Below are 25,463 nucleotides of genomic sequence, written 5' to 3' on the forward strand. Positions count from 1 at the left end.
TGGCATTGTGTTTTCTAAATCAGTTTGATTACAGCGCGCGCAGGATCGCTTCCACGCTGGCTTTGGCATCGCCAAACAGCATCTGGGTGTTCTCTTTAAAGAACAGCGGGTTCTGCACCCCAGCATAACCGGTATTCATCGAGCGTTTGAACGCGATAACGTTTTGCGCTTTCCACACTTCCAGCACTGGCATGCCCGCGATTGGGCTACGTGGATCTTCCAGTGCGGCTGGGTTCACCGTGTCGTTGGCGCCAATCACCAGCACGGTATCGGTGTCTGGGAAATCTTCATTGATTTCGTCCATCTCCAGCACCACATCGTACGGCACTTTGGCCTCAGCCAGCAGCACGTTCATGTGGCCCGGCAAACGACCCGCCACCGGGTGAATACCAAAGCGCACCTTGATGCCGCGCGCACGCAGCTTCTCGGTGATTTCTGCTACCGGATACTGCGCCTGTGCCACCGCCATGCCGTAGCCTGGGGTGATGATCACAGAGGTAGAGTTACGCAGCTGTTCGGCCACTTCTTCCGCCGTGGTTTCACGGTATTCGCCCATCTCTTCTGCGTCGCCGGTTGAGGAACCATCGGTACCAAAACCACCGGCAATCACGCTGATAAAGGAGCGGTTCATCGCCTTACACATGATGTATGACAGGATGGCACCGGAAGAACCGACCAGCGCACCGGTCACGATCAGCAGATCGTTGCTCAGCATAAAGCCTGCCGCCGCCGCAGCCCAACCGGAGTAGGAGTTCAGCATCGACACCACCACCGGCATGTCTGCCCCACCGATTGATGCTACCAGATGCCAGCCAAAGCCCAGGGCAATCACGGTCATGATCAGCAGCGCGAATACTTCCCAACCGACGCTGTTGGTACGCACAAACAGCACCATCAACAGGAAGGACACCACCAGGGCAGCCAGGTTCAGCTTGTGACGGTTAGGCAACATCAGCGGCTTGGAAGAGATGATGCCGCGCAGTTTGCCGAAAGCCACGATAGAACCGGTAAAGGTCACCGCACCGATGAAGATGCCGAGGAACACTTCGGTGAGATGGATATTTTCCATCACCGGCTCCATGGTGACCGTACCGTGATCCAGGTAGCTGTTGAAGCCGACCAGCACCGCAGCCAGCCCCACGAAACTGTGCAGTACCGCCACCAGTTCCGGCATTTCGGTCATTTCGACCTTCTTGGCCAGATACACACCGATGGAACCACCGATGATCATCGCGATAATGATCCAGCCCACGTTACCAGAATCCGGCCCGAGGATGGTGGCAATCAGCGCGATCGCCATCCCAGCCACGCCAAACAGGTTGCCCTGCTTGGATGTTTCATGACGCGAAAGACCAGCCAGGCTGAAAATAAACAGAATAGCGGCAACAATGTATGCAGCTGTAACTAATCCACCAGACATTTTTGCTACCCCTTAGTTTTTGCGGAACATCTTCAGCATGCGCTGAGTGACGGTGAATCCACCAAAAATGTTGATGCTGGCGATCAGTACCGCGACAAAGGAGAGGAAACTCACCCAGCCGCCATGACCAATCTGCAACAACGCACCGACCACGATAATCCCTGAGATCGCGTTAGTGACCGACATCAACGGGGTATGCAATGCATGGCTGACGTTCCAGACCACGTAGTAACCCACCACGCAGGCCAGCGCAAACACGGTAAAGTGAGACAGGAACTCAAGCGGTGCCGAATTGGCAAACCAGCCGAACAGGATGATCGCCAGTGCGATCAGGCCGTATTTCACCATCGGTGAGGTTGGTTTCTTTTCAATTTTCTCGATTGGCGCAGCGGCAGCCTGCTTCGGCTGAGCGGATACCTGGATCGGCGGTGCCGGCCAAGTGACTTCACCATTGCGAACCACGGTCACGCCGCGGATCACGGTGTCTTCGAAGTCGATATCGATTTCGCCGTTTTTCTCTTTCGACAACAGCTTCAGCAGGTTCACCAGGTTGGTGCCGTAAAGCTGTGAGGACTGCGTCGGCAAACGGCTTGGCAGATCGGTATAACCGATAATCTTCACGCCGTTTTCGGTGACGGTTACCTGATCGGCCACGGTCAGCTCACAGTTGCCACCGGTTTGCGCTGCCAGATCGACAATCACGCTGCCCGGCTTCATCGAAGCCACCATCTCTTTGGTAATAAGCTTTGGTGCCGGGCGGCCTGGGATCAGCGCCGTGGTCACGATAATGTCCACTTCCTCCGCCTGAGCGGCAAACAGCGCCATTTCCGCTTTGATAAAGGCTTCCGACATCACCTTGGCATAGCCATCGCCGCTGCCTGCTTCTTCCTCAAAGTCCAGCTCGAGGAATTCTGCGCCCATACTCTGCACTTGCTCTTTCACTTCCGGGCGAGTGTCGAAGGCGCGAACGATCGCCCCCAAGCTGCCAGCTGCACCGATAGCGGCCAAGCCAGCAACCCCAGCCCCGATAATCATCACTTTTGCCGGTGGCACTTTACCTGCGGCGGTGATCTGGCCGGTGAAGAAACGCCCGAACTCGTGCGCCGCCTCAACGATAGCGCGATAGCCTGCGATATTGGCCATTGAGCTCAGCGCATCCAGGGACTGCGCACGAGAAATACGTGGCACGGAATCCATGGCCATAGCGGTCACGTTGCGGGCCGCCAGCTTTGCCATCAATTCCGGATTTTGTGCCGGCCAGATAAAGCTGACCAACGTACTACCTTCACGCATTAACGCAATTTCTTCCTCTAGCGGCGCGTTAACCTTCAGGATCAGATCCGATTGCCACACATCGGCAGTATCGGTAATTGTCGCCCCTGCGGCTTGATAAGCAGCATCTTCAAAGCTTGCCAGTTTTCCCGCCGCACTTTCTATCACGACGGTAAAGCCCAGTTTCAGCAGTTGTTCTACCGTTTTCGGCGTTGCTGCAACTCGGGCTTCATTGGCCAACCGTTCTCTTGGTACACCAATACGCATAATGTTCCCTTCTCACCTGTTCTGATGATGTTTATTATCGTCTTACCCATAGCGATAGCACCGGCTGGCAAGTTTTTTATCAGCCTTGCCTGTCAGCAAATTAAGGTGCCATCTATAACCTACTGAAAATGTGATCGATGATCCATAATTGCTTACGTTTACCCGTCAGTTTTTACATAAAAATGCAGCTAAGGCTATGACAAATCTCAAATCTGGATGGAAAAACTGCCCGGAAGGCCCTTTTCAGCGCACTATTGTGCAGAGCTGGCCCTAGGCCCTTTCCTGTCAGCAGCGGGCAGTGAGCATAAAAGTTATAAAATTGTGAATAATTAACATTACTCAGCTCAAACGTTTTATTATTGAAACTTATACCCTATTGGCCCCGGCTTGGATCACCTGCCATGGCTCGGCTTTGTCGCATCACATCACATAAAATGCTGAGACACCCGGCAAGATTACATGTCATAATCTGCGGCTGAATTACACCTAAACTGTTCAGCACGTTATCAACGTTACTGCGCTTGGCGAAAGGATTTTTTATGAAGCTGAAGACCACGATCATCGCATCAGCCTTGTTATCACTCACTGCGCTGTCTGTGCATGCCGCGCAAGAGCTAACTCCTGAGAAAGCAGCGGCCATCAAGCCGTTTGATCGCATCACCATTACCGGCCGTTTCAACGCTATCAACGAAGCTGCCGATGCCGTATCCCGCCGTGCAGATAAAATGGGGGCTGACGCCTTCTATATTCAGGATATCAACAACGGTAATAACGGCGGCAACTGGCGCGTCACCGCAGACGTCTATCATAAAGATGCCCCAGAAGTCAGCAAAGAGACCAAGTACCGCGTGATTAACGGCGTGAAAGAGCTGCCAAAAGACGAAGCCTTCCTGCTTGAGCCATACGACACCGTGACCGTCAGCGGCTTCTACCGCAGCCAGCCAGACATCAACGACGCCATCACCAAAGCCGCACAGAAGAAAGGCGCGGCCTCGTTCTTTATCGTGCGTCAGGTGGATGCTAACCAGGGCGGCAACCAGTTCATTACCGCTTACATCTATAAAGCCGATGCACCGAAACGTGTGGTGCAGAGCCCGGATGCCGTGCCTGCCGATTCTGAAGCCGGCAAAGCCATGCTGGCTGCTGGTGGTGCAGAAGCCGCCAAGGTCGAGATCCCAGGCGTGGCCTCTTCTGGCTCACCAGCTCGCGACGTTGGCCGCTTCTTCGAAACCCAGTCCTCTACCGGCCAGCGTTACACTGTAACCCTGCCGAACGGGACCAAGATCCAGGAAGTGAACAACGTCACCGCCGCTCAGATGGTGCCGTTTGATTCCGTGACCTTCACTGGCCACTTCAACAGCATGACCGACGTCTCCACCGAAGTGGCGAAACGTGCGGCAGAGAAAGGCGCCAAGTACTACCACGTTACGCGCCAGTGGCAGAACAAGAGCGGCGGCAACCTGACCGTCAGCGCCGATCTGTTCAAATAATTCCTGCTGTCACCTTGCTCTAAGGGCTGCCATCGTGCAGCCTTTTTTTATGCCGCTGCTGAATAAGTTTTTATCCATCGCGCATAACCAATCATTGCATCCGCAAGCATCTCCCCTTAGAATTTGCGCCAATTTTTAGCTCCATTACCTGCCCTTGCGGTAATTGCCATGATGTTATGGCTGGTCTGCACGGAACGCATAGTTGTTTATTCTGCCTCGGGAACCATCATTGGAAAGAAAACTTGGTCTTACCGCGTTAACCGCCTTGGTGCTCAGCTCTATGCTGGGCGCAGGCGTCTTTAGCCTGCCACAAAATATGGCTGAGGTTGCCAGCCCGGCGGCCTTGCTGATTGGTTGGGCCATCACCGGCGTCGGCATTCTGTTCCTGGCCTTTGCCATGTTGCTGCTGACCCGCCTGCGCCCCGACCTGGACGGAGGGATCTTCACCTACGCCAAAGAAGGATTTGGCGTACTGGTCGGCTTCTGCTCCGCGTGGGGTTACTGGCTGTGTGCGGTGATCGCCAACGTCTCTTATCTGGTGATCGTGTTTGCCGCGCTGAGCCTGTTTACCGACCGCAGCGGCACGGTGATCCTGGGTGATGGCAACACCTGGCAGGCGCTGATCGCCGAATCCTTGTTGCTGTGGATCGTCCATGCCTTGGTATTGCGCGGCGTGCAGACGGCGGCCAGCATCAATCTGGTGGCCACCCTCGCCAAATTGCTGCCGCTCGGTCTGTTTGCCGTGCTGGCCGCTATCGCGTTCCGCATGGATACCTTCACCCTGGATTTCCACGGCGTTGCCCTTGGTACGCCAGTCTGGCAGCAGGTTAAAGACACCATGCTGATCACCCTGTGGGTGTTTATCGGTGTTGAAGGTGCGGTGGTGGTTTCCGCCCGAGCCCGGCAGAAAAAGGATGTTGGCCGTGCCACCATGCTGGCCGTGATTTCCGCTTTGGCGGTTTATCTGGTGGTCACTCTGCTGTCGCTAGGCGTGGTACCACGCAGTGAGCTGGCTGAAATGCGTAACCCGTCAATGGCGGTGCTGATGGTTGACCTGATCGGCCCTTGGGGTGATGTGATCATCGCCACTGGCCTGATCGTTTCGGTTTGCGGCGCTTACCTGAGCTGGACCATCATGGCGGCCGAAGTGCCTCTGCTGGCTGCTCAACACGGCGCATTCCCCAAAATTTTCCGTAAGCAAAACCGCAACCACGCCCCGTCCGCCTCTTTGTGGCTGACCAATGGTGCGGTGCAAATTGCGCTGGTGATTATCTGGCTGACCGGCAGCAACTACAACTCGCTGCTGACCATCGCTTCCGAGATGATCCTGGTGCCGTATTTCCTGGTGGGAGCCTTCCTGTTCAAGGTGGCCCGTCAGCGGCAGGATAAACGTTTGATCTTCGCCGCCAGCGGAGCCTGCCTGTACGGGCTATGGTTACTCTATGCTTCAGGCCTGATGCACCTGTTGATGTCGGTGCTGCTGTATGCGCCTGGCTTGCTGGTATTTATGTATGCCCGCCGCGGGCATCAGGACGTGAAATTGCTCAACCGGTTAGAGAAAAGTACCGTGATGCTGCTGTTGGCCGCAACTATCCCGGCCGGATGGTTTATGTTGCATTGATCGACCCAATTAACCGGGTGGCCTCACCCGGTTAATTGCTACCCACCGCTTGGGCGTTAATGGTGATCCGCTCGCCAACCTGCGTCACCACCACTGATTCACCACACTCTTTCTCAATGGCGACCAACTGTTGTTGCCGGGCCAGATCGATCAGGCGAATAATGTTGGCCTCATCGCTGACCTGCGTCGAAACCACCTGTAACGCCAACTCTTTTAACTGATCCTGACACGACCGAGAGTCTGCCACGCGCGATTTCGCTACCATACCAAAGATGGGCATCACGCCATAGATTGCAGCGATAAAAAATGGGTATAGTCGAAACAGACCCTCTCACTGCGCGCGACGAATGCAAGATGATCGTTGTTCATCTTCGTTACCCTTCTGGTGGCCAGTGCTGAAATGTCATCGATGGCAAGCGTTATCCGCTTTCTGACGTATAATGGCATAATTCCTTTAATGTTTGCCAGTTTGCTCAGGAGCTTTACTCGATGGTCTCTCACAACTCGGCCCCTGTGCTGATCACCGGCGGTGCCCGCAGAATTGGGCTGGCTCTGGCCAAGTCGTTCTTACAGCGGGGCGTTCCGGTCATTATTGCCTATCGCAGTGAATACCCGGCATTAGCTGAACTTAAAGACCTTGGCGCCATCTGCCTGCAGGGGGATTTCTCTGCCCACGAAGGAATTTATCGATTTGCCGATCAGGTAAAACAGGTTGCTCCAAAGCTGCGTGCCGTGATCCATAACGCCAGCGCCTGGTTGGCAGAGTCGGCAGAGACTCCACCGGAACAGGTGATGGCTTCGATGCTCCAGATCCACGTTTACACCCCCTACCTGTTAAACCAACTGCTGGAGCCCTGCCTGCTTGGGCAAGGGCAAGCCGGTGCCGATATCATCCATTTGACGGATTATGTGGTGGAGAAAGGCAGCGACAAGCACATTGCCTATGCCGCCAGCAAGGCCGCGCTGGACAATATGACCCGTTCCTTTGCCCGCAAACTGGCCCCCGATGTCAAAGTGAATGCCATCGCCCCGGCATTGATTATGTTCAACACCGGTGACGATGAAACCTATCGCCAGCAGGCGCTGACCAAATCCCTGATGCAGATCGCCCCAGGGGAAAGTGAGGTGGTCAATCTGGTGGATTATCTGATGGGCAGCCGCTACGTTACCGGCCGCACTCACGGTGTGGATGGCGGGCGACCGCTGCGTTAAATGGGCATGGCGCAACACCGAACAGCGCGCTATGCTGAACGCCGTTTTTCCTATAAATCCGCCCTATTATGACTAAAATTGTTTTTGTAGAAGACGATCCTGAGGTTGGCAAACTGATTGCCGCCTATTTGGGTAAACATGACATCGACGTCATCATCGAACCCCGTGGTGATACGGCACAGGCCTGTATTGAGCGGGAACAACCTGACCTGGTGCTGCTGGACATCATGCTGCCCGGCAAGGACGGCATGACGCTATGCCGCGATCTGCGCCCGGTTTATCCCGGCCCGATCGTATTGCTCACCTCGCTGGACAGCGATATGAATCACATCCTGTCATTGGAAATGGGTGCGCATGACTACATCCTCAAAACCACGCCGCCTGCGGTGCTGCTGGCTCGCCTGCGCTTACACCTGCGCCAACACGGTGGCAACCAGCCAAAAGAAGAACACTCACAGAACATTACCCAGCATAAGGCCGTGCATTTTGGTTTGCTGTGCATCGATCCGGTCAACCGCCAGGTGACGCTGGGGGAAGAGATCGTCACCCTTTCCACCTCGGATTTCGATCTGCTGTGGGAGCTGGCGACCCATGCCGGGCAAATCATGGCCCGTGAAGCGTTGCTGCAAAACCTGCGCGGCGTCAGCTACGATGGTATGGACCGCAGCATCGATGTGGCCATCTCACGCCTGCGCCGCAAGCTGTATGACAATGCCCTGGAGCCGTTTCGCATCAAGACCGTGCGCAACAAGGGCTATCTGTTTGCTCCTAACGCCTGGGCATCGGTGCAACAATGAGAAAACTGTTCGTGCAGTTCTTTTTACTGCTGTTCGTCTGCTTTCTGGTGATGGCGATGCTGGTTGGCCTGGTTTACAAGGTCACCGCCGAGCGTGCCGGGCGCCAATCGATGGATGACCTGATGAAGAGTTCGCTGTATCTGATGCGCAGCGAGCTGCGGGAGATCCCGCTAAAGGACTGGAACAAAACCATTGCCACCCTGGATTTAAACCTGTCGTTCAAACTGCATATCGAGCCTCTTGGTAAGCAGAACCTGAATGAAGACCTCACCAAGCGGCTGCACCTGGGGGAGATTATCGCGCTGGACGATCGCTACACCTTTATGCAGCGCATTCCCCGTAGCCACTACGTGCTGGTCGTTGGCCCCATCCCTTATCTGTTTTATCTGCACCAGATGCGCATCCTGGATTTGGTGCTGCTGATTTTTATCGGCTTATCGCTGGCCCTGCCGGTGTTCCTGTGGATGCGCCCGCATTGGCAAGACTTGCTGAAACTGGAAAATGCCGCCCAACGTCTGGGGGCCGGGCATCTCGATGAACGTACACACTTTGTACCCACCTCGAGCCTTTACCGGCTTGGCGTTGCTTTTAATCAGATGGCCGATAACGTCAACACGCTGATCGTCAGTAAAAAGCAGCTGATTGACGGTATTGCCCATGAGCTACGGACTCCGCTGGTACGCCTGCGCTACCGGTTGGCTATGAGCGATAACCTGACCGACGGCGAGCAGCAGGCGCTGAATCGGGATATCGGCCAGCTAGAATCCCTGATCGACGAGCTATTGACCTATGCGCGTCTGGATCGGCCTCAGGTAGCCTTGAATATTGAGCCTATCGATTTGCCCGGCTGGCTACAGGATAAGGTGGCCGATATCCAGTTGATCCACCCAGAGCGCGACATTGAGCTGAACATCCCGCATGTCGGTGACTTTGGCGGCGTCGATCTGCGGCTGATGGAGCGCGTATTAGACAACCTGGTCAACAATGGCCTGCGCTATAGCGAACGGCGTTTACGCGTTGGCCTGTGGTTTGACGGTGACGCCGCGTGCCTGCAGGTGGAAGACGATGGCCCAGGCATTCCGCCAGAAGAACGCGAACGGGTATTCGAACCCTTCGTCCGCCTCGATCCCAGCCGCGATCGCGCTACCGGTGGCTGCGGGCTTGGGTTGGCGATCGTGCATTCCATCGCCGTGGCCTATCAGGGCCAGGTCTTTGTGGAGGCAAGCTCTTTGGGCGGCGCCAGTTTCCGCTTCTGCTGGCCGATTAAACCCCCTTTAGATACCAAAACAGAACCGGCATAACGATCCGGCCCCGTTGGCTCAACGGACCCACTATGGAGTTGAACAAATGACATCTGCATCATCCTCTACGGCCTACGGCCAACTTCGCGCCCTATTCACCCGCCTTTCGCGTTTTGACCACCTTTCAGCCATCAGCGGCTGGGACATGCAAACCATGATGCCGCCGGGTGGCAATAAAGCGCGTTCCGAAGCCCTGGCAGAGTTGAGCGTGTTGAAGCATCAAATCCTGACGGCGCAGAAAACGGGTGAACTGCTCAACCGTGCGCAACAAGAAGCGCTGGATGAGTTTGACCGTGCCAACCTGCTCGAAATGCGCCGCCAGTACGATAATGCCGTGCTGGTGCCAGAAGCACTGGTCGAAGCCAAGTCCCTTGCGGGTGCGCGCTGCGAACATGCCTGGCGAGCACAACGCCCGGCCAACGACTGGGAAGGCTTTAGCGATAACCTACGCCAGGTGGTCAAACTGAGCCGTGAAGAAGCGCAGATCCGCGCACAGGCGGCGGGTGTCAGCCGTTATGATGCGTTGCTGAACCTGTATGAACCTGGCATGCGCAGTAGCGATCTGGACCGTATCTTTGGCGATCTGAAAACCTGGCTACCCGATTTATTGCAGAAGGTGGTCGCCAAACAACAGCAGGAACCTTGCCTGATCCCGCAAGGTCCGTTCGATGTCGACACCCAGCGCAAGCTGAGCCTGAGCGTGATGAAGCTGCTCGGCTTTGACTTTGACGGTGGCCGGGTTGACGTTAGTGTTCACCCGTTCTGCGGCGGCGTACCTGAGGACGTGCGTATCACTACGCGCTACAACGAGAAAGAGTTTCTTACCGCACTGCTTGGCATCGTGCATGAAACCGGCCACGCCCGCTACGAACAGAACCTGCCGCGTGAGTGGCTGGGCCAGCCCGTGGCGCAAGCTCGGTCGACGGCGATCCACGAATCACAAAGCCTGTTCTTTGAAATGCAACTGGCCCGTGGTAGTGACTTCCTGAAAGTCCTGCGGCCGCTGATCGTCAATCAGTTTGGCGAACAACCGGCCCTGGAAGAGAGCAACTTTATTCGCCTTAATCAGCGGGTGAAGCCTGGCCTGATCCGCGTTGATGCCGACGAGGTCAGCTACCCTGCCCATGTGATATTACGCTATGAGATCGAGCGTGCGTTGATTGAGGGCGAGATCGAGGTAGAGGACATTCCGGGGCTGTGGAATGAGAAGATGCACAGCTACCTTGGCCTGGATACCGTAGGCAATTATCGCAACGGCTGTATGCAGGACATCCACTGGACGGACGGTGCCTTTGGTTACTTCCCAACTTACACTCTTGGTGCCATGTATGCGGCCCAACTGTTCGACAGTGCGCGCACCGCAATGCCAAAGCTGAGCGAAGATATTGCCGCCGGTAATTTGAGCGCGCTATTCCATTGGTTACAGCAAAATATCTGGCGTCACGCCAGCCGTTACCCTACCGATACGTTGATCGCTAACGCGACGGGTAAGACGTTAGACCCAAGCTATTTCCGCCGGCATCTGGAAAGCCGTTACCTGTAATCTGCGAATCCTCCGTACGTTAAGGTGTTACTGGTATAGCTTAACGTACGGTTTTGAAAATCAGAGTCCGCATGACCTTAACCATCAATGTGTTACTTGAAAATCGCCTGGCTGCCGGGGCGGATAAAGCGTTAATCGCCAAAGCCGGGTTGAGCCTGTTGGTTCAGGATGAATCGGACAGCGTACTTTTTGATACCGGGCCGGACGGCAGTTTTATAAAAAATGCTGCCAAGATGAGGATTAGCCTAGACAACCTGACCGCTACCGTGCTCTCTCATGGCCATTACGATCACAGCGGTGGCGTCCCCTGGCTGGCCGATAACAGCCGAATAATTTGCCACCCCGGCGTGCAAGACGTGCGCTATGCCGCCGTTAATCTTCTGGGCCGCGTAAAGAAAATCAAACGCCTATCGCCGGAAGTGGATTACTCGCGCCACGCCATGGAGTTGAGCCGCTCTCCAGTGCACATCAGTGAGCGTTTCATCTGGTCTGGTGAAATCGAGGTACCTGCCCCCAAAGCCTACGGCATTATTGAGAATGCCCAACAGTCCCCTGATTACATCGCCGATGAAGGAGTGCTGATTTATAAATCCGATCGGGGTCTGATAATCATCACTGGCTGCGGCCACCGGGGAATCATCAATATTGTGCGGCACTGCCAGAAGATCACCGGTATCGATAAGATCCACGCGCTGATTGGTGGCTTTCACCTGAGATATGCCTCTCCGCTGCGCTTATTGCAGGTGCAGCGCTTCCTCAAACAAATCAAACCCGAGAAAGTGATGGGCTGCCATTGCACTGGCCCTTGGGGGCAGCTGTGGTTGCCGAATACGATTAGCCCGGCGACGGGGGATAGGATTACGTTAGCGTAAATCTTCCGGGGCATTGCGCCCCGAAATGCCTGCCGTAATAGTATCCTGCCCTATTTCTACCTATTAGACCTGCGGATGTTCCATAGTGTACGTTCTCTCCTACAGCACTGGTGCCACAGGGGAGAAGTTTGCACAACTATCAATGTATGTTGTAACTAATTTAACTTATTTTGATACACGCACTGCGCGGCGATGTTCAGCATCATCCGTGGCAGCAGCACAAATATGCTAGCTATCACGGCCTGCAAAGCTGCAACGCTCCCTCCCCCAGGCACTCGTACATTAGGTTACACGCCGAAACCAATCACTCACGGAAAGTAATCCTCGGTTTGCATAAGATTATTTCAACGGCCCCGCAGTGGGGTTACACACCAACAGACATTTGAGGATCTACCGATGAAAAAAGTATTAGCTTTGGTTGTTGCCGCTGCAATGGGCTTGTCATCTATCGCGTTCGCAGCTGAAGCTGCCGCTACACCAGCCACCACTACCCAGGCAGCTCCGGAAAAAACCACTCACGTGAAAAAACATCACGCGAAGAAAACCACCGAGCAAAAAGCTCAGGCGGCCAAAAAGCACCACAAAGCCAGCGGCAAAAAAGCCCCGCCCCAGAAAGCTCAGGCAGCTAAAAAACATCACAAAAAATCCAGCAAGAAAGCGGCAACTCCGGCAGCCTGATAGTCAACCGGCGTGAGGCACCCCTCACCTGTTCTGGTCAGATTGGTCCAACACCCGGCTCGCCGGGTGTTTTTTCATCGGGGGTTGTCTCTATGCTGCGTCGCTATCGGTTCGAAATCATCCTTGGCACTCTGATCGTTTGCGGATTGATCGCCAGCTTTTTTTATCTGTAATCTCCGGTTTTTCTCAGAAAATTATCGGGAAATCAATCACCGACCGTCTACACAGCGGCGAAATCAGTCTATAGTTAACATTCAGTGTGTCTATGGATGATCCGAATTTTGTCAGGCAAGAAACCTATGCGCATCTCTGTTTTGCTGTTGTTGTGCTTATTTCCTTTAGCCCTATCCCATTCTGCGCATGCTGATAGCCCTTCCGAGGACTCTGCAGCCGATCAAACCCGTCTGTTTTTTGGCAAAGACGAGCGTATTGAAGTCACCGAAACCAGCGGTTGGCCGTGGCAGGCCATTGGTCAGCTAGAAACTGCCAGTGGCAACCTGTGCACCGCTACGCTGATTTCTCCACATCTGGCGCTCACCGCAGGCCACTGCGTACTGGCCCCTCCCGGCAATCTTGATAAGGCCGTGGCGCTGCGCTTTATTTCCGGCAGCAAAGGCTGGCAATACCAGACGGAAAATATCGAAACGTTGGTCGATAAGTCATTAGGTAATAAGCTGAAGGCAGATGGCGACGGCTGGATCGTGCCACCGGCGGCGGCAGCGTATGATTTTGCGCTGATCAGGCTGAAAGACACCAAGCCGCTGGCGATTAAACCGCTGCCATTATGGCAAGGTGACGGTAAAGCGTTAACGCAAACCTTAAAGCTGGCAAAGCGCCTGGTCACCCAGGCTGGTTATCCAGAAGATCATCTGAACGATCTGTACAGCCATCAAAATTGTAAAGTCACCGGTTGGGCACAACAAGGCGTGTTATCACACCAATGCGATACATTACCCGGTGACAGCGGTTCCCCATTGATATTAAAGACCGCTGAAGGCTGGCGACTTATCGCTATCCAGAGTTCGGCACCCGCTGCGCTTGACCGCTACCTTGCCGATAACCGTGCGCTGTCAGTTACCGGCATTCGCGAGGCTTTGGAAGCACTAGCCGCCAGTAAGTAACTTCTCCGAACAGCGCAGGCCACCGTTATCCCACCGGAGGGTAATGGTGGCAGGCAAACTGTGCTGCAATACTCTATCAACGTTTGGCCCATCGGTTTGCTGATAGAAAGTGCTGGCCTGCTCCAGTGATGAGCCGCCACGCATTTTACGCTCGATCAGCCGTGCCCGCAGTTGCTGTGCTGGTGCCTGAATAAATAGCGTTAAGTCGCTGTAGCGTGCCAGGTCGCGCCAGCCTGGCTCATCAAGCAATAGCCAGTTACCTTCTACGATCGATACCGGCGCGGTCACCTCAATAGCGTTAGCACGCGATCGTAGGTAGGCCATGATGGCCGTGGTTGATCGAGTGAAGCCAACGCCAACTCAAACTGCTGCCGATCAAAGGTTTCTGGCATTCCCTTTTTGCTACGCAACCCTTGTGCATCAAGCTGTGATTCAGGTTGCATTTAATTGCTTTATAATAATCTCAATATTGTGATTTAAATCACCTTACTGGCATTGCCAATCAATCAAACCACAATCATTACTCAATAGCTCGTTCCCCACCCGCCATAAACCGCTTAGGCGTGGTGCCCGTATACTGGCGGAAAAAGGCGATAAACGCGCTGTCGCTAGAGAAGGCCAGCCGCTGCGCAACTGCGCTTACGGAAGGCAATTGCGCCAGTAACTCAATGGCGTGCATCAAACGCCATTGCTGGCACCACTGCTGATAGCTCAGCCCGGTTTCCCGCAGGAAAATTCGCGTTAACGTTTTAGGGTGTAGATTGAGCGCTTTGGCTAATACCACCAGCCCAGGTAGCTGATCAACGCCGTTTAAGCCGTCAATCCAGGCCGCTATGCGCGGATCGCTCGGCAGCATCAAGCTGGTATTTTCCTGCTCCGCCACGCTGAGTTCATTTCGCAGGACTCGCAATAAATCTTCTGCCTGGGGATGCTGCTGCGCATAGTCAAACGGCCAATGTGCGATGCGTTCTATCACCGCGGCCAGTAAAGGGTTGGCGGCCAACACGGCACAATGCGGCATTGCCACCATTGCTGCATCCGCAAAATAGAGCGAGCGGTAAGCCACCTGCCCGCGCAGTTGCACGCGGTGTCTCACGCCGCTCGGTATCCAGATAATGCGCGTAGGCGGCAGGATCAGCCAGCGTTCGGCTAACGTCACCGTCATACAACCACGTGGAGCATAGAGGATCTGGGCCCGTTGATGCTGATGTTCGCCAGAATCATGATCCGCCAGCTCGGCACTAATCCCCACCACCGGAGCGGAGTAACTATCCGGATCAAAAAGCTGATGTTGCAGAATCAGCGCCATGCCGTAGTCCCATTTTCATTGTTTTTTGTCCTGATGATTGTAATCGAACAATCGCCATCTCCCTATACTGGCGACACTTATTTGGGAGAATGCTATGTCCGTCAAAAATCTGCCTCTGCCACTGATCGTCGTGATGATCATGGCACCACAAATCCTTGAAACCCTGTATAGCCCGGCGTTAACCGCTATCCGCTTTGATTACCAGATCGATGCCACTCAGGCCAGCCACACGCTATCGGTCTATTTTTTCGCCTTCGCTTTTGGCGTAGCGTTTTGGGGAACGATCAGTGACAAATATGGCCGTAGAGCCGCCATGCTCGCCGGTTTGCTGCTGTATACGGCCGGAGCCTTGCTGGCTTTGCTGAGCGTCTCTTTCACGTTGCTCATCGTCTCGCGCGCCGTTATCGCCTTTGGTGCCGCCGTTGGTTCTGTGGTGACGCAGACCATGCTGCGCGATGTCTATCAGGGGCAAGCGTTAGGAAAGATGTTTGCGATAATTGGCATGGCATTGTCGATAAGCCCGGTGTTGGGAATGTTTAGCGGCGGAATGCTGGTGTTTTGGGGCGGTCGTATGGCCATTTTCTCCGCACAAGCAGGATTGGCGCTGTTGCTGCTGATCTGGTGCTGGCGAGCGCTGCCAGAAACCCGCCAGCACACCACCGATATCGCTTTACTCCCCTGTTTGCAGGAGATGCTGCGCGATAGGCAAATCTGGTGCTCGGCGTTGTTGGTTGCCAGCTTTAACATCATGGCGTTCAGCTACTTCAGTCTGGGCCCGTTTATTTTTGAGACCTTGGGGCTGACCAGCGAACAGTTTGGTTATTCGGGGATTGTTTTGGCCTTTGGCAGCCTGTGCGGCGCAGCTGCAAACCGCTACCTTCTGCAACAAGGGTTATGCGCTTACCGGCAGATCCAAATGGCCAGTCTGTTAGCCCTGTTGGCCGCTGTTGCTGCATGGTATTGGCAGGCAAGTCTAATGATCTTGCTGCCCTGTATGGCGGTGACCGTGGCCTTTGGCTTGGCCATTCCCAATATACTCAGCCAGGCGCTGAAGCATTACCGCAACCGGCTGGGTGCTGCCGGAGCGGTATTGGGGTTACTCTATTATCTGCTGATCGCTGGCGGCCTGGCACTGGCTGCCATCGGCCAGCACCTGCCGTTAACGCTGCTGGGATGTAGTTTGTTAAGCCTTGCCTGTTCAGCAAGGCTTAAAGGTTACGCAGAAAGCTGATCGATGGTCTGCAAGATACGCTTCTCAGAAATCGGGTAAGGCGTACCCAACTGCTGCGCGAACAGGCTGACGCGCAGCTCCTCGATCATCCAGCGTACCGCCTTCACCTCTTCATCCTGCTGGCGTTTTGGCGGCAGCTTGTTCAGCCACTGCTGCCACGCTTGTTGAACCTGCTCCACCCGGATCATCTGAGCGCGATCGCGGTGCGGATCGATCGCCAGCTTCTCCAGACGGCGCTCAATCGCTTGCAGATAACGCAAGGTGTCCGGCAGGCGGCTCCAACCGTTATTGGTGACAAAGCCCCGGTAAACCAGGCCGTTAAGCTGGGCCTTGATATCGGACAGCGCCAGCGCCAACGAGATATCAACGCGCCCTTTCAGGCGTTTGTTGATGTTGAAGACCGTCGTCAGGATCTGTTCCACCTGCTTGGCCACGCCCACCACGGTTTCGTTCAGCTCGGCCCGTACCAGCTCTTGCAGCCGGGCAAAGTTCTCTTCCGCCCACACCGGCCCGCCGTGTTCGGCAATCAGCTTGTCGATGCCGCAGGAGATACAGTCGTCGATCAGATCCAGCACTTTGCCGTACGGGTTGAAATACAGCCCAAGCTTGGCCTTGTTCGGCAACTTCTCATGCAGATATTTGATCGGCGACGGAATGTTTAACAGCAACAAACGGCGCGTACCTTGCCACATGGCCTGTTGCTGCTCCTGCTCGCTGTCAAACAGGCGAATGGCTACGCTGTCTTTTTCGTCCACCAGCGCCGGGTAAGCCTTGACCGAGTAACCGCCACGCTTCTGCTCATAAAACTCAGGCAGTTTGCCAAAGCTCCAGATATGCAGATTGCTCTGTTCCAGGCCATCATCTGCCACGGCTGACAGCGTCTCTTGCACCTTGCCTTTGAGCTGGACCCTCAGCGCAGCCAGATCTTTACCTTCACGCAGGGTTTTATGTTTCTCGCCCACCACGCGGAAGGTCATTTTCAGATGATCGGGCACCTGATCCCACTGCCAATCCTCACGTGACACCGTCACGCCAGTCATGCGGCGTAGCTCGCGTTCCAGCGAATCCAGCAGCGGCAGCTCCAACGGGGTTGCCCGGCCAAGGAAAGCCTCCGCATAGTTCGGCGCCGGCACAAAATTACGGCGCATCGGCTTGGGCAGCGATTTAATCAGCGCGATCACCAACTCACGGCGAATACCGGGGATTTGCCACTCAAAACCGGCCTCTTCCACCTGGTTGAGGATCGGCAACGGGATGTGCACAGTCACGCCATCGGCGTCGGTACCCGGCTCAAACTGATAGGTAAGGCGCAACTTGAGATTGCCCTGATACCAGTAGTTCGGATAATCCAAGGCGCTGACCTTGTTGGCCCCGTCCTTGATCAACATCTCTTTTTCGAAGTTGAGCAGCTCAGGGTTCTGCTTACCGGCGGTTTTCCACCACTGGTCAAAGTGACGCCCGGACACCACGTCGCTCGGAATACGCTGATCGTAGAAACTGAACAGGGTCTCGTCATCCACCAGAATGTCGCGGCGGCGCGATTTGTGTTCCAGCTCTTCCACTTCGGCACGCAGCTTCAGGTTGGCGGCAAAGAACGGGTGCCGCGTCTGCCAGTCACCTTCCACCAGCGCATGGCGGATAAACAGTTCACGGCACAGCAGCGGATCGATGGTGCTGTAATTCACCGGGCGAGCTGCGACGATCGGCAACCCAAACAGCGTGACCTTTTCGCTGGCCATCACCGCGCCCTGGGATTTGGACCAGTGCGGTTCGCTGTAATGGTGCTTAACCAGATGCTGAGCCATCGGCTCAATCCATTCCGGTTCGATACGCGCGGCGATGCGGCCCCACAGGCGGCTGGTTTCCACCAGTTCGGCTACCATCGTCCATTTCGGCGGCTTCTTGAACAGCCCGGAGCCAGGGAAGATGGAGAAACGGGCGTTGCGCGCACCGGTAAACTCTTGCTTATCCGCATCCTTCTGGCCAATGTGCGAAAGCAGGCCGCTCAGCAGCGCGGTATGCACGCTGCGATAATCCGAAGGCACGCTGTTGACTGGCAGGCCCAACTCTTTCACCACCTGGCGCAGTTGGGTATAGATATCCTGCCATTCGCGCACCCGCAGATAGTTGAGGAAATCGTTACGGCACAGGCGGCGGAACTGGCTGGAAGAGTTTTCCTTCTGCTGCTCTTTCAGGTAATCCCACAGGTTGACGAACGCCATAAAATCGGAGTCTTTATCGGCGAAGCGGCGGTGTTTCTCATCGGAGGCCTGCTGCTTATCCATCGGCCGCTCACGCGGATCCTGGATCGACAACGCCGAGGTGATGATCATCATCTCGCGCACGCTACCACTCTTCTGGGCTTCCAACACCATCCGTGCCAAACGTGGATCGATCGGCAACTGCGCCAACTGACGGCCCTGCGGTGTCAGCTGGTAGTGGCCGTTTTCCGCGGTTTTGATCGCTCCCAGCTCTTCCAGCAGGCGCACGCCGTCCTGAATATTGCGGTTATCCGGTGCCTCGACAAACGGGAAGGCAGCAATATCGCCCAACCCCAGTGAGGTCATCTGCAAAATGACCGAGGCCAGGTTGGTTCGCAGAATTTCCGGATCGGTAAACGCCGGGCGCGACAGGAAATCCTGCTCCGAGAACAGGCGAATACAGATACCGTCCGAGACTCGCCCACAACGGCCCTTACGCTGGTTGGCCGAAGCCTGCGACACCGGTTCGATCGGCAAACGCTGCACTTTGGTACGGAAGCTGTAACGGCTGATACGCGCCGTACCTGGGTCGATAACGTACTTGATGCCCGGCACGGTCAGCGAGGTTTCCGCGACGTTGGTCGCCAGCACGATGCGGCGGCCGTGGTGCGACTGGAACACCCGATTCTGTTCACTGTTGGACAGGCGGGCATACAGCGGCAGCACCTCGGTATGCGGCAGGTTGAGCTTGGTCAGTGCATCGGCGGTGTCACGAATTTCACGTTCACCGCTCATAAAGATCAGAATATCGCCTGGCCCTTCACGCCCCAGTTCGTCCACCGCGTCGAAGATGGCCTGAAGCTGATCGCGTTCGGTATCGTCGGCGTCGTCTACCACCGGCCGATAACGCACCTCCACTGGGTAGGTTCGGCCAGAAACCTCAATGATCGGTGCATTGTTGAAGTGGCGAGAAAAGCGCTGCGGATCTATGGTGGCCGAGGTGATGATCACCTTCAGGTCCGGGCGTTTTGGCAACAGCTCCCGCAGATAACCCAGGATGAAATCGATGTTCAGACTGCGCTCGTGCGCCTCATCGATGATCAGGGTGTCGTACTGCATCAGCAGGCGATCCTGCTGGATTTCGGCCAGCAGGATCCCGTCGGTCATCAGTTTGACCAAGGTATTTTCACCCACCTGATCGTTGAAGCGCACCTTGTAGCCAACGCTGCCACCCAGCGGGGTTTCCAGCTCATCGGCAATGCGGTTGGCAACGGTGCGCGCAGCCAGGCGGCGCGGTTGCGTGTGGCCAATCAGACCTTTGACGCCGCGCCCTAGCTCCAGGCAGATTTTCGGTAGCTGTGTGGTCTTCCCTGAGCCGGTTTCACCCGCCACGATCACCACTTGATGATCGCGGATGGCGGCAAGAATGTCCTGCTTCTTCTGGCTGACGGGCAGGCTTTCCGGGTAAGTGATTTTCGGGCACGAAGCCGCGCGAGAGCGCACCTTCTGCAAGGCTTGCTCGATATCACCCGCTATTTCTGCGGCAACAGCCTGCTGAGACTCAGGGTTTTTGACTTTGCGCGCTCCTTGCAACCGGCGTTGCAGGCGCTGCTGATCACGGAGCATCAAATCACCCAGTTGGGATGACAATGCCGCGAGCGTAGATTTCACGTTCGGTGTTCCTTGTTTCTTCGCGGCTACTAGTTAACGTCAGGGACTAGGGTTTGATGTTATAGCTGACGTGTAGGTGCCAATAACTGCGTTTTTAAATTAGGTTTATCGATTTTTGACTTAGCGATACAGAATACCACAATGGCATTTCTCCCCATAATCCATCCGCTTAGCCTGGATTTTCTTGTTCAATAAAATCGAACGTAGATCTCGAAATATTCCGCTATCCCTGTTGGAACAATATGAATAGAGTGTACCTCATACGACGGGCAACCAGCCCTGATGTCACAGTCAACACGAAAGGAATTAGCGATGAGCAAAGTATTGGTTCTAAAATCCAGCATCCTGGCAACTTATTCTCAGTCTAACCAATTGGCTGATTTCTTCGTTGAGCAGTGGGCCAATGCTCACAGCAACGATACCATCACCGTGCGTGACCTGGCAGCACAGCCGATCCCGGTGCTGGATGGCGAGCTGGTTGGCGCAATGCGTCCTTCAGATGCCCCGCTGACGCCACGCCAGAAAGAAGCGCTGGCCCTGTCAGACGAACTGATTGCCGAGCTGCAAGCCAACGATACTATCGTGATCGCCGCTCCGATGTACAACTTCAACATCCCAACTCAGTTGAAGAATTATTTTGACCTGATTGCCCGTGCCGGCGTCACCTTCCGTTACACCGAGAACGGCCCGGAAGGCTTGGTTAAGAACAAACGCGCCATTATTCTGACCAGCCGTGGCGGCATCCATAAAGGCACCCCAACCGACCTGGTAGAACCTTACCTGCGTCTGTTCCTGGGCTTTATCGGCATTACCGAGGTTGAGTTCGTCTTTGCCGAAGGGATTGCCTACGGTCCAGACGTTGCGACCAAAGCCCAGGCCGATGCCAAAGCGTTACTGGCCGAAGTGATCGCCGCTTAAATAGCGATGCCAGGGCGCAGAGATTGCGCTCTGGTAAGTCACACACATCTGCAAAATCCGTTTTACCCTCATGACAATAAGTTGTTTAAATTCCGTTGCGCGCCCTGGGGCGCGCTTTTTTATTTCTGCAACCACTGGCCGTTAATACCGCGGACATACTCCCCCGCAGGCGCTCGTGTCACCAACTTCTGCCCGGCCATCCGCGCGACTTCATCGATGGCGATATGATTGCTTGCGGCTACCTGCTGGTATTTCTCGGCGCGCCCGGCATTGATTTTTTTCACCAACGCCTGAGTCTCTGCGTCCTGCTTCACCGGAGCGATATAACCACTGAGCGTTTCGCCCACCCGTCCCTGCTGCTTGGCTTCATCCAGCGTCAACGCCTGAGCCATCCCGCTGAATAACCAACCGGCGGCAATCAACCACAGATAATGCTTTTTCATGCTGGCTCCTAGAATAGACCGCTTTGGTCTTTCAGCAGGTTCTCAACGTCCTTATCTACTTTGATATGGATCTCATGCTCAATTTTGACGTTCATATTGATGGTGATGGGATCTTTAGGCGTCGCCACCTCAATGCGCGGTACGCAACCGCTCAGCAAGGATGCGCCCAACACGGCTGCCAGCAATGGCCTGGTCGCGTTCTTCATTGTTGTACCTCGGGTTTAGAGAGCGCCTGCTCCAGCCACTCTTGTAGATTGTCGCCAAAGCGCAGGCTGCGCCACAGCTGAAATACGTTTTCCTGATGGCTATAGTTAAGGATAACCTCACGTTTGGCATTTTTCTGCGGATTTACGCCATCGATATGCGCCTTTAACGTCAGTTCGCCCAGGTTATCAAGATCGACCCGCGCCTTTGAGCGGTTGATTTCCATGTAGCGTAGCCAGTCGATGGCGGCACCGGTGGCCAGGTTATTGCTGCCAATGGCATCGGCCATATCTTTATCCAGCCGCAGCGTCATGACCCCCGCATTGGCGATCCAACCGTTTTGCACCAGCCATTTGGGGTGGTTCAGGTAGAGCGGCAACTCGCCATTGATACGGCCAGACATGGCAAACTGCTTCGGTTTGAGCGCGGTAAACAGTGCGCTGAGGTCGATTTTGTCCAGTTTGAGCACCGCCGCATCATGCTGTGGCATACGTAGTGCCGAGAGGCTGATATGACCGTTCAGCATATCCACGCCGATGTTGCTCAACGTCAACGGATACGCCTCGCTGTACGGATAGGTACCTTGTAGATCGGCGGTAATATTCTGCATTTCAAACAGCGTTTTGATGGATTTGATGCGCAGCATGATCGGGCGTTTGGCCCCAAGCTGCCACAGGTGGTTCTTAAACCGATAGGGCAAGACAAAATCCAGCCCGCTCAATTCGCCGTCTTGCAGCCACATGCCACCATTTCGCACCACCCAATGGCCACCTGCCTCGAACCCTTGCACCCGCGCCGCCGAGAATGCCGACTGGGCGTAGAACTCGCCTGCGCGCAGTTTGATGTTCAGATCGGGTGAAATCAGCGGTTGGAATGCCGTTAACGACTGTTTTGGCCACCAGCCTTCCCCACGCAGGCGTTCACCATCCCAGCGGCCTCGCAACTTGATTGGCCCAATCTGCTCGGCTTGCAACGCACCCTGCCATTGGAAACTGTCTGGCCCCGCACCTTGCAACTGCAAATCCAGTACCGAAGGCGGCAAATAACGGCCTGCACCAAAACGGGTTTGGTCAGCCACCAATTGCACACCGCCGGTAAGGCTCGGTGCTTTGACATCCCGCTGCCACTGGATCGGCTGGCTGAGCGTCAGGCGCGGCGTCGCGACCGTGACCATGCCGTATTTCAGCCGATCAAAACCGGTGGAAAGGCGATCGAGGGTGATGCTGGTATCCTGCCAGCGGCCACTGCCTGTGACATCCCAGGCGGCCTGTAACGGGGGTAACTTGCCGTTCCCCCAAGAACGCCATTGCCATTGACCATGGTCTGGCCAGAAGCTCTGTGCCTGGCCGTCCAGATGCAGCTTGAAGCGCCCCCAGTAACTTTCGCTGGCGCTGATAATCGCCTGCAAACGGCCTGTGATCCCAAGAGCTGTGACTTTTACCCCAGCCAGCGGCAGCCGAACCTCCTCCAGCTTAATGTCCGGTGCCGGGCTGCCCCAGGCGCGCAGTAAAGATCCCGGCTGTAGCACCAGCGTTGGGTTAAGGATCGAGCCGCTGATAATGCCGGGGATTGACGCCGTAAGCGAGAGATTGGCCAGGTTTGCCTGCCCGGTAAGCTGGAATCCCAGATCGCTGTTGGTCAGGCTCAGGCTGCCCGGCCCCAACGTCAGCACCGCGTTGCCCTTGCCGTTGTGCCCGGCGGTGATCACGTTCAAACGTGCGGTAATTTGGGTTTCGTCAAACCCCTTGCTCCAGTCATGCAGCGCCACATTCAAACCACCGCTGAGCGGTTGCTCCAGGTAGGGCCAGCGCCATTCCCCTTTTTCGATGCTGATCTGTTTTGGCGTTAGTGCCCAGGGGAGCGTAGCTAACGGTTGGTCGCTACCCTTTTCCGTCAGGGTCAACACCCCCTGCCGCTGTTGCCAATGCAAATCCAGCAGCAAGGGTTTTTCCAGATAGGCGGTTTGTATCTCACCTTGCAACGCCCCCTGGGTTGGTAAACTGCCCATATCCAGCGGTACGGTGACTTTGCCCGTCAGTTGTACAGGAACCGTGCTGTTGGGCGGCGTTATGCTGAGCTTGCTTAACGTCAGTTGCTGATGATCATCCAGCTGCGCCTCGGCGGTAATATTCTTCCCTTGATAGTGCAACCGTTGGCCATTGGCCACAGACGACAGCTGCAATTTACCGGCATAGGCTTGCCACGGGGCGAGCGTGAGGAGTTTGATGTTCAGGTCAAACAGCGGCAGCATCGCTTGCAGCTGGTCTAACGCTAGCGGCGCGCTGTCACCTTCAGCTGCAGGCAATTTTGACAGGCAGGCGGTATCCACATCGGCTCGTTCGCTCTGTAAATGCCAACTGCCCGTTTGGTAGGAGAGTCGCAGCTCACTGACATTGGCGATGGCACAGCCTTGGGCGCTGAACCTCAGCCCATCAAGATGCAAAGCCCCCTGCTGCCAGCGCAAAGGCCCTTGCAAAACCAGCTGGCTACCCTGCGGCAACCAGGGAGCGATCGCACGCGGCAACCAACGAGGCAAGGTTTGCCACAGCATGATGATCAACAGGATGATGCCCGCCACGATCGCTACGAATACTTTTAATCTCTTTGTCATTAAGCGCAGGTTTAGTTCCTGATAAACATCGATTAGCCAGGTGCAATGATGACACGGATCACCTGGCAGGTGAAGGTGAACCCATCTCATCATTTATAGAGCAGGTTTCACAATTTTGATATTGACCCGATGAATATAGAAAATGGCTAATACACTGATTATCAGTATAAAACCCTAAAAGCCCTCCGCCACCACCGGGCGCTAAACCATTGTCGTATTTGGCAAAATATGTTAATTTGATCACATAATCACGCGGGAGAAACCACGATGAAAATGGCGATTTACAGCACCAAACAGTATGACCGTAAGTATCTTGAATTGGTAAATCAGCAGTTTGGTTATGAGCTGGAGTTTTTCGACTTTCTGCTCAGCAAGAAAACCGCCAAAACGGCTATCGGCTGTAAGGCCGTTTGCATCTTCGTCAATGACGACGGTAGCCGGGAAGTGCTGGAAGAGCTGGCCGCGCTTGGGGTCGAGATCCTCGCCCTGCGTTGTGCCGGGTTCAATAACGTCGATCTGGATGCGGCGAAAGAGCTGGGTATCAAGGTGGTACGCGTGCCTGCTTATTCGCCTGAAGCCGTAGCCGAACACGCCGTGGGCATGATGATGTGTCTTAACCGCCGTATTCATCGTGCCTATCAACGCACCCGCGATGCCAACTTCTCGCTGGAAGGGCTGATCGGCTTCAATATGCATAACCGCATCGCCGGGGTGATTGGTACCGGTAAGATCGGCGTAGCCACCCTGCGTATCCTGAAAGGCTTTGGCATGAAGCTCTTGGCCTACGACCCCTATCCAAGCGCGCAGGCGTTAGAGCTGGGTGCCGAATATGTCGATCTTAAAACGCTGTATGCCCAGGCTGACGTGATCACCCTGCACTGCCCGCTAACGCCGGAAAACCATCACCTGCTGAATGCGGACGCGTTCTCCATGATGAAAGACGGCGTGATGGTGATTAACACCAGCCGCGGTGCCCTGATCGACTCTTCCGCCGCTATCGATGCCCTCAAACAGCAGAAGATTGGTGCCCTGGGGATGGACGTGTACGAGAATGAACGCGACCTGTTCTTTGAAGACAAATCCAACGACGTGATCCAGGACGACGTTTTCCGCCGCCTGTCCGCCTGCCATAACGTGCTGTTTACCGGCCACCAGGCGTTCCTGACGGAGGAGGCGCTGACCAGTATTTCGCAAACCACGTTGAAAAATATTGAACAGCTTGCGCGGGGTGAAGCCTGCCCTAATCAGCTTAATGCCTGATGCTTTCTTTGGGGGCGCTTC

21 protein-coding genes and 1 pseudogene are annotated in these 25,463 nt (G+C 55.2%); 12 read left to right on the top strand and 10 right to left on the bottom strand.

Annotated elements, in window-relative coordinates; genetic code table 11:
- Positions 1-28: 28 nt before the first annotated feature.
- Positions 29-1,420, bottom strand: a complete 1,392-nt coding sequence (pntB, locus tag ABIE29_RS07370; RefSeq protein ID WP_429617669.1) for a Re/Si-specific NAD(P)(+) transhydrogenase subunit beta — start codon at positions 1,418-1,420, stop codon at positions 29-31.
- Positions 1,421-1,432: 12 nt separating this feature from the next.
- Positions 1,433-2,959 carry a Re/Si-specific NAD(P)(+) transhydrogenase subunit alpha gene (gene pntA / locus ABIE29_RS07375; protein ID WP_429617671.1) on the bottom strand — a complete coding sequence of 509 codons (1,527 nt, stop codon included), beginning with the start codon at positions 2,957-2,959 and terminating at the stop codon, positions 1,433-1,435.
- A gap of 539 nt (positions 2,960-3,498) precedes the next feature.
- On the opposite strand from pntA, the gene ydgH reads away from it, so the two are divergent.
- Positions 3,499-4,449, top strand: a complete 951-nt coding sequence (gene ydgH / locus ABIE29_RS07380) for a DUF1471 family protein YdgH (protein ID WP_429617673.1) — start codon at positions 3,499-3,501, stop codon at positions 4,447-4,449.
- Between the two features lie 229 nt (positions 4,450-4,678).
- Positions 4,679-6,070 (top strand): amino acid permease, encoded by a 1,392-nt coding sequence (locus ABIE29_RS07385; RefSeq protein ID WP_429617674.1) that lies wholly within the window; start codon positions 4,679-4,681, stop codon positions 6,068-6,070.
- 31 nt (positions 6,071-6,101) lie between these two features.
- Here ABIE29_RS07385 and ABIE29_RS07390 read toward each other — a convergent pair.
- Positions 6,102-6,439: pseudogene (locus tag ABIE29_RS07390) on the bottom strand (hypothetical protein).
- A 120-nt stretch (positions 6,440-6,559) separates the two neighbouring features.
- Between ABIE29_RS07390 and folM the strand changes: the two are divergent.
- From folM to ABIE29_RS07425, 7 genes are all read left to right on the top strand, one after another.
- Positions 6,560-7,282: a dihydromonapterin reductase gene (folM, locus tag ABIE29_RS07395; RefSeq protein ID WP_429617675.1), complete on the top strand. Its 723-nt coding sequence runs from the start codon at positions 6,560-6,562 to the stop codon at positions 7,280-7,282.
- Positions 7,283-7,350: 68 nt separating this feature from the next.
- Positions 7,351-8,079, top strand: coding sequence for a two-component system response regulator RstA (gene rstA, locus ABIE29_RS07400; RefSeq protein ID WP_429617677.1), 729 nt, complete (start codon positions 7,351-7,353; stop codon positions 8,077-8,079).
- Entirely contained in the window at positions 8,076-9,380 is a 1,305-nt protein-coding gene (gene rstB / locus ABIE29_RS07405; protein WP_065685764.1) for a two-component system sensor histidine kinase RstB, read from the top strand. The genes rstA and rstB overlap by 4 nt, the downstream gene beginning before the upstream one ends.
- A 46-nt stretch (positions 9,381-9,426) precedes the next feature.
- On the top strand, positions 9,427-10,923 hold the full coding sequence (locus tag ABIE29_RS07410; protein WP_429617678.1) for a carboxypeptidase M32: 1,497 nt from the start codon (positions 9,427-9,429) through the stop codon (positions 10,921-10,923).
- Between the two features lie 71 nt (positions 10,924-10,994).
- The gene (locus tag ABIE29_RS07415; protein WP_429617680.1) at positions 10,995-11,795 is read left to right on the top strand and encodes an MBL fold metallo-hydrolase; all 801 of its coding nucleotides are present in this window, start codon (positions 10,995-10,997) and stop codon (positions 11,793-11,795) included.
- A 396-nt stretch (positions 11,796-12,191) separates the two neighbouring features.
- Complete coding sequence (gene asr / locus ABIE29_RS07420) at positions 12,192-12,473, top strand: acid resistance repetitive basic protein Asr (protein WP_429617682.1); 282 nt, start codon at positions 12,192-12,194, stop codon at positions 12,471-12,473.
- A 299-nt stretch (positions 12,474-12,772) separates the two neighbouring features.
- Positions 12,773-13,594 (top strand): trypsin-like serine peptidase, encoded by an 822-nt coding sequence (locus tag ABIE29_RS07425; RefSeq protein WP_429617683.1) that lies wholly within the window; start codon positions 12,773-12,775, stop codon positions 13,592-13,594.
- Here the strand turns inward: ABIE29_RS07425 and ABIE29_RS07430 are convergent.
- The 3 genes from ABIE29_RS07430 to ABIE29_RS07440 form a co-directional block, all read right to left on the bottom strand.
- The gene (locus tag ABIE29_RS07430; protein ID WP_429617684.1) at positions 13,577-13,918 is read right to left on the bottom strand and encodes a hypothetical protein; all 342 of its coding nucleotides are present in this window, start codon (positions 13,916-13,918) and stop codon (positions 13,577-13,579) included. The genes ABIE29_RS07425 and ABIE29_RS07430 overlap by 18 nt on opposite strands.
- Entirely contained in the window at positions 13,879-14,037 is a 159-nt protein-coding gene (locus ABIE29_RS07435) for a hypothetical protein (RefSeq protein ID WP_429617685.1), read from the bottom strand. The genes ABIE29_RS07430 and ABIE29_RS07435 overlap by 40 nt, the downstream gene beginning before the upstream one ends.
- A gap of 77 nt (positions 14,038-14,114) precedes the next feature.
- Positions 14,115-14,903 (bottom strand): AraC family transcriptional regulator, encoded by a 789-nt coding sequence (locus ABIE29_RS07440; RefSeq protein ID WP_429617687.1) that lies wholly within the window; start codon positions 14,901-14,903, stop codon positions 14,115-14,117.
- 94 nt (positions 14,904-14,997) lie between these two features.
- Between ABIE29_RS07440 and ABIE29_RS07445 the strand changes: the two genes are divergently transcribed.
- The gene (locus ABIE29_RS07445; RefSeq protein ID WP_429617689.1) at positions 14,998-16,134 is read left to right on the top strand and encodes an MFS transporter; all 1,137 of its coding nucleotides are present in this window, start codon (positions 14,998-15,000) and stop codon (positions 16,132-16,134) included.
- Here the strand turns inward: ABIE29_RS07445 and hrpA are convergent.
- Complete coding sequence (gene hrpA / locus ABIE29_RS07450; RefSeq protein ID WP_429617691.1) at positions 16,119-20,006, bottom strand: ATP-dependent RNA helicase HrpA; 3,888 nt, start codon at positions 20,004-20,006, stop codon at positions 16,119-16,121. The genes ABIE29_RS07445 and hrpA overlap by 16 nt on opposite strands.
- Before the next feature lie 312 nt (positions 20,007-20,318).
- Here hrpA and azoR point away from each other — a divergent pair, with 312 nt between their 5' ends.
- Entirely contained in the window at positions 20,319-20,924 is a 606-nt protein-coding gene (gene azoR, locus ABIE29_RS07455; RefSeq protein WP_021177851.1) for an FMN-dependent NADH-azoreductase, read from the top strand.
- Positions 20,925-21,043: 119 nt separating this feature from the next.
- Here azoR and ABIE29_RS07460 read toward each other — a convergent pair whose 3' ends face one another.
- The 3 genes from ABIE29_RS07460 to ABIE29_RS07470 are packed head-to-tail and all read right to left on the bottom strand — an operon-like array spanning position 21,044 to position 24,182.
- The gene (locus tag ABIE29_RS07460; RefSeq protein ID WP_024486547.1) at positions 21,044-21,367 is read right to left on the bottom strand and encodes a YdbL family protein; all 324 of its coding nucleotides are present in this window, start codon (positions 21,365-21,367) and stop codon (positions 21,044-21,046) included.
- An 8-nt stretch (positions 21,368-21,375) separates the two neighbouring features.
- Positions 21,376-21,573, bottom strand: a complete 198-nt coding sequence (locus tag ABIE29_RS07465) for a YnbE family lipoprotein (RefSeq protein WP_025119150.1) — start codon at positions 21,571-21,573, stop codon at positions 21,376-21,378.
- The gene (locus tag ABIE29_RS07470; RefSeq protein ID WP_429617694.1) at positions 21,570-24,182 is read right to left on the bottom strand and encodes a YdbH family protein; all 2,613 of its coding nucleotides are present in this window, start codon (positions 24,180-24,182) and stop codon (positions 21,570-21,572) included. The genes ABIE29_RS07465 and ABIE29_RS07470 overlap by 4 nt, the downstream gene beginning before the upstream one ends.
- A gap of 267 nt (positions 24,183-24,449) precedes the next feature.
- Here ABIE29_RS07470 and ABIE29_RS07475 point away from each other — a divergent pair, with 267 nt between their 5' ends.
- Positions 24,450-25,442 (top strand): 2-hydroxyacid dehydrogenase, encoded by a 993-nt coding sequence (locus tag ABIE29_RS07475; RefSeq protein WP_429617695.1) that lies wholly within the window; start codon positions 24,450-24,452, stop codon positions 25,440-25,442.
- The last annotated feature ends 21 nt before the right edge of the window (positions 25,443-25,463 follow it).

It is taken from the genome of Serratia sp. 2723, assembly GCF_050434425.1.
Classification (GTDB): Bacteria; Pseudomonadota; Gammaproteobacteria; order Enterobacterales; family Enterobacteriaceae; genus Chania.

Bases quoted from the DNA above. Each gene is read 5' to 3' on its own strand.
- ABIE29_RS07470 (WP_429617694.1), bottom strand. From the start codon at position 24,182: ATGACAAAGAGATTAAAAGTATTCGTAGCGATCGTGGCGGGCATCATC.
- folM (WP_429617675.1), top strand. From the start codon at position 6,560: ATGGTCTCTCACAACTCGGCCCCTGTGCTGATCACCGGCGGTGCCCGC.
- pntA (WP_429617671.1), bottom strand. From the start codon at position 2,959: ATGCGTATTGGTGTACCAAGAGAACGGTTGGCCAATGAAGCCCGAGTT.
- ydgH (WP_429617673.1), top strand. From the start codon at position 3,499: ATGAAGCTGAAGACCACGATCATCGCATCAGCCTTGTTATCACTCACT.
- asr (WP_429617682.1), top strand. From the start codon at position 12,192: ATGAAAAAAGTATTAGCTTTGGTTGTTGCCGCTGCAATGGGCTTGTCA.
- pntB (WP_429617669.1), bottom strand. From the start codon at position 1,420: ATGTCTGGTGGATTAGTTACAGCTGCATACATTGTTGCCGCTATTCTG.
- ABIE29_RS07445 (WP_429617689.1), top strand. From the start codon at position 14,998: ATGTCCGTCAAAAATCTGCCTCTGCCACTGATCGTCGTGATGATCATG.
- ABIE29_RS07435 (WP_429617685.1), bottom strand. From the start codon at position 14,037: ATGCAACCTGAATCACAGCTTGATGCACAAGGGTTGCGTAGCAAAAAG.
- ABIE29_RS07410 (WP_429617678.1), top strand. From the start codon at position 9,427: ATGACATCTGCATCATCCTCTACGGCCTACGGCCAACTTCGCGCCCTA.
- rstB (WP_065685764.1), top strand. From the start codon at position 8,076: ATGAGAAAACTGTTCGTGCAGTTCTTTTTACTGCTGTTCGTCTGCTTT.
- ABIE29_RS07430 (WP_429617684.1), bottom strand. From the start codon at position 13,918: ATGGCCTACCTACGATCGCGTGCTAACGCTATTGAGGTGACCGCGCCG.
- ABIE29_RS07475 (WP_429617695.1), top strand. From the start codon at position 24,450: ATGAAAATGGCGATTTACAGCACCAAACAGTATGACCGTAAGTATCTT.
- rstA (WP_429617677.1), top strand. From the start codon at position 7,351: ATGACTAAAATTGTTTTTGTAGAAGACGATCCTGAGGTTGGCAAACTG.
- azoR (WP_021177851.1), top strand. From the start codon at position 20,319: ATGAGCAAAGTATTGGTTCTAAAATCCAGCATCCTGGCAACTTATTCT.
- ABIE29_RS07440 (WP_429617687.1), bottom strand. From the start codon at position 14,903: ATGGCGCTGATTCTGCAACATCAGCTTTTTGATCCGGATAGTTACTCC.
- ABIE29_RS07415 (WP_429617680.1), top strand. From the start codon at position 10,995: ATGACCTTAACCATCAATGTGTTACTTGAAAATCGCCTGGCTGCCGGG.
- ABIE29_RS07460 (WP_024486547.1), bottom strand. From the start codon at position 21,367: ATGAAAAAGCATTATCTGTGGTTGATTGCCGCCGGTTGGTTATTCAGC.
- ABIE29_RS07425 (WP_429617683.1), top strand. From the start codon at position 12,773: ATGCGCATCTCTGTTTTGCTGTTGTTGTGCTTATTTCCTTTAGCCCTA.
- ABIE29_RS07465 (WP_025119150.1), bottom strand. From the start codon at position 21,573: ATGAAGAACGCGACCAGGCCATTGCTGGCAGCCGTGTTGGGCGCATCC.